Origin of the sequence: Acidaminobacter hydrogenoformans DSM 2784 (genome assembly GCF_900103005.1) — a bacterium.
Classification (GTDB): domain Bacteria; phylum Bacillota; class Clostridia; order Peptostreptococcales; family Acidaminobacteraceae; genus Acidaminobacter; species Acidaminobacter hydrogenoformans.
Genome location: NZ_FMWL01000024.1, coordinates 31,091 through 39,713, shown reverse-complemented (window position 1 = coordinate 39,713; position 8,623 = coordinate 31,091). Strand labels below are relative to the sequence as shown.

General features: G+C 52.1%; 9 protein-coding genes. 1 reads left to right on the top strand and 8 read right to left on the bottom strand.

Annotated features, from left to right (window positions below; all coding sequences use genetic code 11):
* Nucleotides 1-355: 355 nt before the first annotated feature.
* The 7 genes from BLP63_RS15160 to BLP63_RS15130 form a co-directional block, all read right to left on the bottom strand.
* Complete coding sequence (locus BLP63_RS15160) at nt 356-706, bottom strand: type II toxin-antitoxin system RelE/ParE family toxin (RefSeq protein ID WP_092593061.1); 351 nt, start codon at nt 704-706, stop codon at nt 356-358.
* A complete protein-coding gene (locus BLP63_RS15155; protein WP_092593059.1) occupies nt 696-956 on the bottom strand; it encodes a type II toxin-antitoxin system Phd/YefM family antitoxin in 261 nt (86 codons plus the stop codon). Before BLP63_RS15155 ends, BLP63_RS15160 begins: the two co-directional genes overlap by 11 nt.
* Nucleotides 957-1,090: 134 nt before the next feature.
* Nucleotides 1,091-1,393, bottom strand: coding sequence for a DUF5658 family protein (locus BLP63_RS15150; RefSeq protein WP_092593057.1), 303 nt, complete (start codon nt 1,391-1,393; stop codon nt 1,091-1,093).
* Between the two features lie 225 nt (nt 1,394-1,618).
* Complete coding sequence (locus tag BLP63_RS15145; RefSeq protein ID WP_330387180.1) at nt 1,619-2,413, bottom strand: ABC transporter ATP-binding protein; 795 nt, start codon at nt 2,411-2,413, stop codon at nt 1,619-1,621.
* Nucleotides 2,414-2,427: 14 nt separating this feature from the next.
* On the bottom strand, nt 2,428-2,982 hold the full coding sequence (locus tag BLP63_RS15140) for a hypothetical protein (protein ID WP_092593055.1): 555 nt from the start codon (nt 2,980-2,982) through the stop codon (nt 2,428-2,430).
* Nucleotides 2,983-2,999: 17 nt separating this feature from the next.
* Entirely contained in the window at nt 3,000-4,187 is a 1,188-nt protein-coding gene (locus BLP63_RS15135; protein ID WP_092593053.1) for an ABC transporter permease, read from the bottom strand.
* Between the two features lie 20 nt (nt 4,188-4,207).
* Entirely contained in the window at nt 4,208-5,401 is a 1,194-nt protein-coding gene (locus tag BLP63_RS15130) for an efflux RND transporter periplasmic adaptor subunit (RefSeq protein ID WP_092593051.1), read from the bottom strand.
* 315 nt (nt 5,402-5,716) lie between these two features.
* Between BLP63_RS15130 and BLP63_RS15125 the strand changes: the two genes are divergently transcribed.
* Nucleotides 5,717-6,970: an MFS transporter gene (locus tag BLP63_RS15125; RefSeq protein WP_092593049.1), complete on the top strand. Its 1,254-nt coding sequence runs from the start codon at nt 5,717-5,719 to the stop codon at nt 6,968-6,970.
* An 83-nt stretch (nt 6,971-7,053) separates the two neighbouring features.
* On the opposite strand, the gene BLP63_RS15120 is transcribed toward BLP63_RS15125, so the two are convergent.
* On the bottom strand, nt 7,054-8,586 hold the full coding sequence (locus BLP63_RS15120) for a bifunctional GNAT family N-acetyltransferase/carbon-nitrogen hydrolase family protein (RefSeq protein ID WP_242870940.1): 1,533 nt from the start codon (nt 8,584-8,586) through the stop codon (nt 7,054-7,056).
* Between the last annotated feature and the right edge of the window lie 37 nt (nt 8,587-8,623).

Sequence of the window (8,623 nt, the reverse complement as noted above, 5' to 3'; positions counted from 1 at the left end):
TCTGCCTTTTTGAGGCTTGGTGCTTGATATTGTGCTTAAATCCATCCTTTCGATAATTTTGCACGCCAGTCTGACCTTGCTATCTTCTGGTATTAATGTGCCCACACTAAAATTCATAGGCAGTTGCCAAAAGTGGACTTTCGGGGTATTATGATTTAGGGTTATTTGGTTCTGCATAAATCAATTATACCCTATCGGGACTGGCTCTTGGAGCCGGTCCTGATTAATTTTTTTGAACTAAAAAAGACAGATGGTCATCAAAAATTGATTTCCATCTGTCCCTTCTATTGGGGACTATTATGCAACAGCCCCTAAAATTATTTTTTAAGGACAATAGCTTACGAGCTGCGGAGTGCTAAAGTCTATCCTTATAATCGCTTTTATTATAAAGAATTCTCCTTATTTCAACAATTTTTGTTTTACTATCATCTGGTTTTTTATCTCGAAGATCATCATCAATGACTACATAGAAAATGACAAAATTTTTGATATAGATTCTATAATAAGGATATTTTCTTTCGCGTGTAGATCTGAAAATTTCAAAACTTTCAGGGTTACTCATCCGGTTTAATATGGCTTCTTCAACATCGATTATAAGTTTTTCGGCAGCTTCTGGATTATTCAGTTTATACCTGATGTAATCCAGGACTTCAAGGAAATCCTGATAAAACAAAGGTAAATACCTTATTCCATAATTATTTGCCATTGATATGTCTCCGAAGCTGATCGAACATCTCGTCATGTGTCACTCTTTTTTTATCTAAATCAGCAGACTTATCAGCTTCATCCAGTTTAAATTCCAACTCATCTGTCAATTCAGCAAACTTTTCCAAACTCATTACGACCATAGCACCATAGCCGTTTTTAGTAAGATAGACTGGCTCGCCTTCTTTAACAACACTTTCTATTTCTGTAAATTTGTTACGCAAATCAGAGATTGGTCTAATTTGTAACATGACACAGCCTCCTCGAAAAGATTTATATCATAATTTTATCATAATATGAGCACGATCGCAACGCTATCAAACAAATGCAGTGGATGCTGACGTCTATGGAAAGCCCCCGGTTCAACTGCCGGGGGCTTGAAATTCTAAAACAATATACTCCTGTGATACAGCACAACCATTGAATAAGCCGTAAACGGCACCCAGGTCAGCGTCACCAGGGACTTGCCAATCCGGTGGCGCATCTGCCACATAAAAATCAAAAGCAGCGGCACCAATAACAGCTTCACCAGCGGAAACTGAAAAGTGCCTACCATGGAGGCCAGTAATGGATTCGCTTCTTTATAGCCGCGTTCCAGGGCTTCCAGCGTCATGAGATAGTCGACTTTATTGAAGGCCGCTATACCGATCAGCTGTAGCCACAATAGTCTATCCATAGATTTTGGCATAACCTCAACCCCAATAACTTAATGGTTCAGCCGGTTACGCCCCTGGATCCCTGCAGCCTAAGCGTCCAAATGTATCTGCAGTTCGTCTCCTCTGATGGGTGATTTATACCCGGATTGATTAAATTGGCAACATTAAATGATAATTAATATCAATTAAAATTCGCTTAAGGAAAAGCTAACCTGCGGCTGCACCCATTGTCCCTTTTTCCTGATGGCGCCTTCCCGTCACTGCACCCTTTCTTCACTTGGTACATTTTCCCCAACCCGCTCATCCTCCAAAATCTTGCCATCTCTGACATGAAGGATGCGCTTGGCGCGCCTTGCCACATTCAGGTCGTGGGTGATGAGCACTATGGTGTGTCCGTCCTTGTGAAGCTGCTCAAAGAGGGCCATGATTTCCTGGCCGGACTTCGAGTCCAGGTTGCCCGTGGGCTCGTCTGCGAGAAGCAGATCTGGCGCCCCCACCAGAGCCCTGGCAATGGCGACGCGCTGCTGCTGTCCGCCAGAAAGCTCCGTGGGCTTGTGGTCGACGCGGTCCTCAAGGCCAACCGCGGCGAGCATGGACATAGCCCGCTCCCTGGCCTCCTTACGGCTGACGCCCCGCAGGATCAGCGGAATCTCCGTGTTGTGCAGTGCCGTGTATTTCATCAGCAAATTGAACTTCTGAAAAATAAACCCAATCTTCTGGTTGCGAATGACCGCCAGCTCATCCTCGTTGCGGGCCTTGATATTCTTTCCGTCCAGGACGTATTCCCCTTCGGTGGCAATGTCAATGCAGCCCATGATGTTCATCAGCGTGGACTTCCCAGAGCCGGAGGGCCCCAGAATGGCTATGAAGTCCCCTTTCTCCACCTCGAAGGAAACGCCGTCCAGAACCTTGAGCGATTGTTTGCCCATTTTGTAGACCTTGGTGATGTCCTTTAGGGAAATGATGGGTTTTTCTGAAGCGGGATCACCAGTGCTGCCGGAGCCCATGGAATCCCTTGAACCCCTTGAACCACTGGCGCTGCCAAAATCCATCCCAAACGCTTTCATCACTGCAGGAACTGAAGCACCCGCGTATACTCCGCGATCAACTCCGTCCCTTCACTCCCTTCTGCCAGCCAGATTTTAAGCATGGTGCCCTCAACGATCTCCGCCAGCGCCACCTCCGTCAGCACAGACGCCTCCGGGGTCAGACCCTCGCTGCTCGTTCCGGTGCCTGAGCCCCCAGCAGTGATGGGCGTGCCCACGGGAATGATGACGGTCTTTTTCTCCCCAGTGAACTGGATCTGTTCATCCTTGAGCTTTTGCCGCTCCTCAACACTGAGGCTCTGCATGGCGGCTTGCTTTTCAGCCTTCTCCTCCTCCGTCAGCTCCTCGGTGGCCACTTGAGCCACCGCCACGGACAAGGTCACCTCGTTGCCTATGATCTTGGTCACTTTTCCGTAAATCTCAGCCGTTCTTTCAGGTGATGCGGGCAGCGTTGCAGCGGCCGTCTCCTGGCCTGCTGTACTGCTTTCCCCAGTGCTTTCTGCCGATGGTCCCGAGCACGCCCCCATCACAAGCGCCACACTCAAAACCATCACTGTCATAATTATCCTTTTCACGCTAATTCCCCCTTAATCTATTCGTAGCTCAGTGCTTCAATAGGCCTCAGACTTGCGGCCTTCAGCGCCGGATAATACCCAAAGAAGGTCCCGGTCGCAATGGAAAAAAACAGTGCCAAAACATTGCCATATATAGACGGGATAGTCCGAATCTCAATATAAGCCATGAGCGGCATTGCCACAAAGCCCAGCGCAATGCCTATCAGTCCCCCTGCGGTGCTGATCAGCATGGACTCGATCAGGAACTGCAGCAAAATATCCCTGCGTTTTGCCCCCAAGGCCTTCAGGATCCCAATCTCCTTTGTGCGCTCCTTGATGGAGACGAACAGGACGTTCATGATCCCAATCCCTCCGACCACGAGTACAATTACTGCAATGCTGACCAATAATATAGACATGGTCCTGGCGGAATCCTGAGCCACGACCAGGCGGCTGCCCGCGTCCCTGACCTGAAAGTCGCTGGCGTCACTGCCATATTGTGTATAGAGGATGCTTCTGATTTCGTTGATGGCCCCCTGGACCTGATCCACGTCGCTGGCCAGGGCGGTGATCCTGGGCTTGACGTCGCTGCCGACCACGTATTTGACCGCCGTTTCATAAGGTATGAGTACCGATTCGTCAATATTGACCCCTTGAGTGGCGTCTCCCAGACGCTGCATGACGCCAATAACCTCAAACCGCCTGTTCGCAATGGTAATGGTGCTGCCCACCGCCATGCTGGCATCCCCCTCAAAGAGGAGCTCTGCCAGGTCACTGCCCAGGACAGCGGTTCTGTTCTTGCTTTCACTGTCCCCGTAGCGGATAAACTCACCATAGGTCATCACAATGTTGTTCAGTGGCTGGAAGTCGTCCAGTACACCTATGACGCTGCTGTCGTAAGCGGATTGATAAAAGCTGACACTGGCTTTGCCGTTCACGGAGATAGTGGCGGCAGCAACACTGGGCGCGTTGTCCTTGATCAGCAGAAGGTCCTCAGGCTCAAGTGCGACCCGGGAGGTGCTGCCCTGTGACGGCATGACATAGATGGTGCCGGCGTTCAGCTTTGCGAACTGCTCTTCAACAGACGCCTGGCTGCCCCGGCCTATGCCCACCACCAGAATGATGGTCAGCGAGCCCACAATGATGCCCAGGGCCGTTAAAAACACCCTGAATTTATTCGCGCGCAGGTTGGTGAAAACAGCTCTGAAGATTTCATACAGACTCAAAATTCATCACCCCCCGCTTCTCAGTTTTGCCGGATCAAAACGACTTCCCCGGCTTCAAGACCGCTGAGGACTTCGACATTAAAGCCGTCCGTCAGGCCGGTGCTGACCTGCTTTGCCATGATCTCCCCAGCCTCAGTCTTCACTTCTACCGTCTGCTTGCCGTCAACCATTTTGACGGAAGCATTAGGTATGATGAGAACGTTTTCCTTTTTGCGGAGGATGTAGGAGACGCTACAGGTCATGCCGTCCATGACTTTGTCGCTTAACTCGTCGAGCGTAATTCTGACGGTGTAGTTGATCAGGCCCGAGGCGTTCGTTTGAGCAACTGGATCGATTGAAAGCACCTGGCCTTTGAAGCTCTGGCCTTCCAGCGCCTCGAACTCTACCTCTGCCAGCTGGCCAAGCTCTACGGAGGCAATGTCGAGCTCCGACACCAGGGAAGCAATGGACAGACCGGCCGGATCCCCCAGCTGAACGAAATCAGAGGTGCTTGAAACGGTTTCGCCGACTTTGCTGCCTAGGGTGAGCACGAGACCATCGGCAGGGGCCTTGAGGGAGAGGTCGGAGATGGCGCGCTGTGCTTCTTCCACCGCAGCGGCGGCTTGCTGGACGCCGAGCTGGTCCAGGCTGACGTCCTGGCTGCCTTTGGTGAGCTGGGCATAAGACGAAGCGGCAGCGTCATAGGCGACCTTGGCGTTCTCGTAGGCGAGGCGCTTAGTCTCCACATCATAGGCCGGGAAGGCTTCTGGAATGGCCGCCATGGACTCGTAATCCCGGCGGGCGTTCTCAAGCTGGAAGCTGAGGGCTTCGAGCTTCGCCCGTTCGCTGACGAGGCTGGAGGCGTACTGGTCCTTTGTCTTTTCCAGTCTGACCACGGCCTGGCTATAGCTGAGCCTGGCGGCGTCGAGCTTGGCGGCGAGGGCGTCGTCTTCCAGTACCGCAAGGACTTCGCCTGCAAGGACATGGGCGCCAGGGGCGACCCTGACTTCGCTGAGCTGGCCGGAAACAGGAAACTTAAGCGTGGTCACGGAGAGCTCGGCAGCCCCTTCCGAGTCGAAGCTGATGCTGATGTCGCCCTGCTTCACAGTGACTTCTCTGTAGGTCTGGACGGGGACCTCGGCCTGGTCTTTTCCTGTGAAATACGCGTAGCCGCCATACCCTACGGCGGCTATGACCGCAAATGCGATTAAAATTTTAATGAGCTTTTTATTCATAAACGATCCATCCTTTGCGGCTTTAATTGATTATTTGCCTGGAAAAGTTGAAAACCTGATTATTACTGGATGATTTATTGTACACCTCAATTTTAAAGAAATTGTGAAGACGGGGGCGTGGGGGTGGGGTTTATAAAGTTTGAGGTTTGAAGGCTGAAAGAAGCTGGAAATAGGAAGGGGGAGAAAGGAATCCTGCACTATTTCCCCCGCTTAGTCGCATGTGACTATCCTGCGTCACTACCCTGCGTCACCACTTTAAAATCCTGTCAGGTGTGCTATACTGTCTCTAATACTTTATCCTGACAGGAGCCCGACATGACACGAGAACGCCTTTGGACCCGAGATTTCATAACGATTTCCACAATATTTTTCCTCGTTGCCCTGGTCTTTTACCTCTTAATGGTGACCATGGCTTCTTATGCTGCAAGTGCTTTTAATGTCTCCGAGAGCATGGCCGGTCTTGTCACCGGGATCTTCATCATAGGCGCCCTCTCCGGCAGGATTCTCACCAGCAATCTCATGGTCAGAATTGGGAGCAAGCGCACTCTTTATCTTGGACTTGTGTTGTTTACCATTGGGTCTGGGCTGTATTATTTTGCGGTCAATATTCCGCTGCTGCTGGGGATCCGGTTTCTTCACGGCATGTCTACAGGAATTACCCTCAATGCCTCTGCGACTTTAGTCGCGTTTATGATTCCTCTATCCAGGCGCGCTGAGGGGATTGGCTATTTCAGTACCGCCTCGGTGCTGTCCACGGCGCTGGGGCCGTTTCTTGGCATCTTTATGATCCAGAGCGCTGGTCTGGGCGTTGTTTTCGCGTTTGCGCTGGCTATGAGCCTGGTGAGTCTGGGGCTTTCGTTTGGGATCAAGACACCACGCGCACCATTTTTGCCGGTGGAGCGTGGTGAGGACGAGGCTGTTGCGGGTTTGGGGACGGACTCAGGCGAATGCGCTCAGCCTCGACGAGGCAGAGTGGTAAGTTTTCTGTTTGACACCTTCGAGCCCACCGCGCTCCCCATAGCGCTGGTGATCCTGCTCATGGCGTTCGCCTATTCCAGCATACTTTCGTTCATCACCTTGTACGCGAAGGCAATCGACATGGTGTGGGCGGCGAGCCTCTATTTTATGGTGTACGCCGTGGCCATCATCCTGACGCGGCCCTTTATGGGGCGGGCTATGGACGTTCGGGGCGCGAACCTCGTGGCCTACCCTGCCCTCCTGGCCTATATAGCGGGCATGGCCCTGCTGAGCCAGGCCTGGCACGGCATGGTTCTCCTTCTGGCGGCGGCAATCATAGGCTTTGGCTATGGCAACTTCACGTCCATAGCGCAGACCCTGGCAATCAGCAGAGTGCCGGGGCCGCGGATCTCGGTGGCTACGTCGACCTATTTCATCTTCCTGGAGCTTGGGCTGGGGGCTGGCCCTTATATTCTTGGGACATTAATCGCGGGGGTCGGCTATCGGGCGACGTACCTGAGCATGACCGGGGTGATTTTCGCGGCGGCAGTGTTTTATTATCTTTTCTATGGGCGGCACGAGAAAAAAGCGGTGCGCCGCGGGGAAAGGTGAAATGGCGTTTTCAAAACTCAAAAACTTAAGCGCCTGCTGGTGGTCATGTGACCATCGGCAGGCGCTTTGTTTTTTATGGGGTACTACGTCATCTCTTTTATGGCATAGAGGTCCGTCCGGCGGCTCTTCAGCTGGGTCACCGTGCCGGACTTCCTGGTGCGCTTCAGCAGCTCGAGGTCCACGTCGCCCACAATGACCATTTCAATGTTGGGGGTGCATTCGGCCATGATCCCGTCCCGCGGGAAGGAAAAGTCCGACGGGGTGAAGATGGCAGACTGGGCATACTGAATGTCGAGGTGCTCTACGTGGGTCAGGTTGCCCACGGTTCCGGCGATCACCGTGTACACCTGATTTTCCACCGCCCTGGCCTGGGCGCAGTACCGCACCCGCATATAGCCCTGGCGCTCGTCCGTGTTGAACGGCGTGAAAATGATGTTCGCCCCTCTGTCTGTCACGAGGCGCGCCAGCTCCGGGAAATCAATGTCGTAACAGATCAGGATGGCGATTTTCCCGCAGTCGGTGCTAAAGACCTTGAGCTCGTCGCCGCTGGAGATCTGCCACAGGTGCTTCTCGTTCGGGGTCACGTGGATCTTGTACTGCTTCTCATAGGTGCCGTCCCGCCTGAAGAGGTACGCAATGTTGTACACTTTGCCGTTCTCCTCCGCGTAGTGGGAGCCGCCAATAATATTGACGTTGTATTTGACGGCGAAGCTCAGCATGGCGGCAACATAGGGCTCTGTGAAGGTCGCCAGTTTTTTGGCGGACAGGCTGGGGGTCTCCATCTCAAGAAACGACAGCAGCTGGGCGGTAAAAATCTCTGGAAACACGACAAAGTCCGACTTGTAATTGTGGGCCACGTCAATGTAATATTCGCACTGCTGAATGAATTCTTCAAAGCTGTCAATTTTTTTCATCATGTACTGGATGACGCAGATCCTGACGGGGAAAGCCGTCTTGTACAGGTGTTTGGCCACGTGCTGATACTCAATATTGTTCCATTCGGTGATGGTGGAGTATTCGGGAACGGACTTGTCCGCTGTCGCGTATTTTTTAACGATTTGCTTGATGACAAAGCCGTTGTTCAGCTGGAAGGTCAGGTTGGGGTCGTAGATGTTCTGGGCCATGACCTCCTGGACGTATTTGGCCGGGGTCATTTCCTCGGCATATTTCACGTAATTGGGGATTTTGGTGCCTATGAGGATGCTCCTGAGGTTCAGCCGTTCTGCCAGGGCTTTGCGGGCGTCGTAGAGGCGCTGGCCAATCTTCATGTCCCTGAAGTCCGGATGCACCATGACCTCAATGCCGTAAAGATTGTCCCCTTCCGGGTTGTGGTTGGTGATGTAGCCTTTGTCGGTGATTTCGTCCCAGTTGTTTTTGTTGTAATACTCGTCGTAGTTCAGGATCAGGCTTGAGCTTGAACCTATGATGGCCCCGTCATATTCTGCGCAGATCTGACCATCGGGAAAAACGTCCAGATGGCTCTGGAGCTGCTCGATGCGCCACGGCTCAAGATCTGGAAAGCACAGCTTCTGCAGCGCAATGATCTGCTCGAGATCTCTGCTTTCTACCTTTCGCACCACCATTTTCTTTTCGAGTTTGATGATTTCCGCTTCCACCAAGATGCTCACCTCGATTTGGGATTTTGGTAATTTA

Bases quoted from the DNA above. Each gene is read 5' to 3' on its own strand.
- BLP63_RS15160 (WP_092593061.1), bottom strand. From the start codon at position 706: ATGGCAAATAATTATGGAATAAGGTATTTACCTTTGTTTTATCAGGAT.
- BLP63_RS15130 (WP_092593051.1), bottom strand. From the start codon at position 5,401: ATGAATAAAAAGCTCATTAAAATTTTAATCGCATTTGCGGTCATAGCC.
- BLP63_RS15150 (WP_092593057.1), bottom strand. From the start codon at position 1,393: ATGCCAAAATCTATGGATAGACTATTGTGGCTACAGCTGATCGGTATA.
- BLP63_RS15155 (WP_092593059.1), bottom strand. From the start codon at position 956: ATGTTACAAATTAGACCAATCTCTGATTTGCGTAACAAATTTACAGAA.
- BLP63_RS15145 (WP_330387180.1), bottom strand. From the start codon at position 2,413: ATGGATTTTGGCAGCGCCAGTGGTTCAAGGGGTTCAAGGGATTCCATG.
- BLP63_RS15125 (WP_092593049.1), top strand. From the start codon at position 5,717: ATGACACGAGAACGCCTTTGGACCCGAGATTTCATAACGATTTCCACA.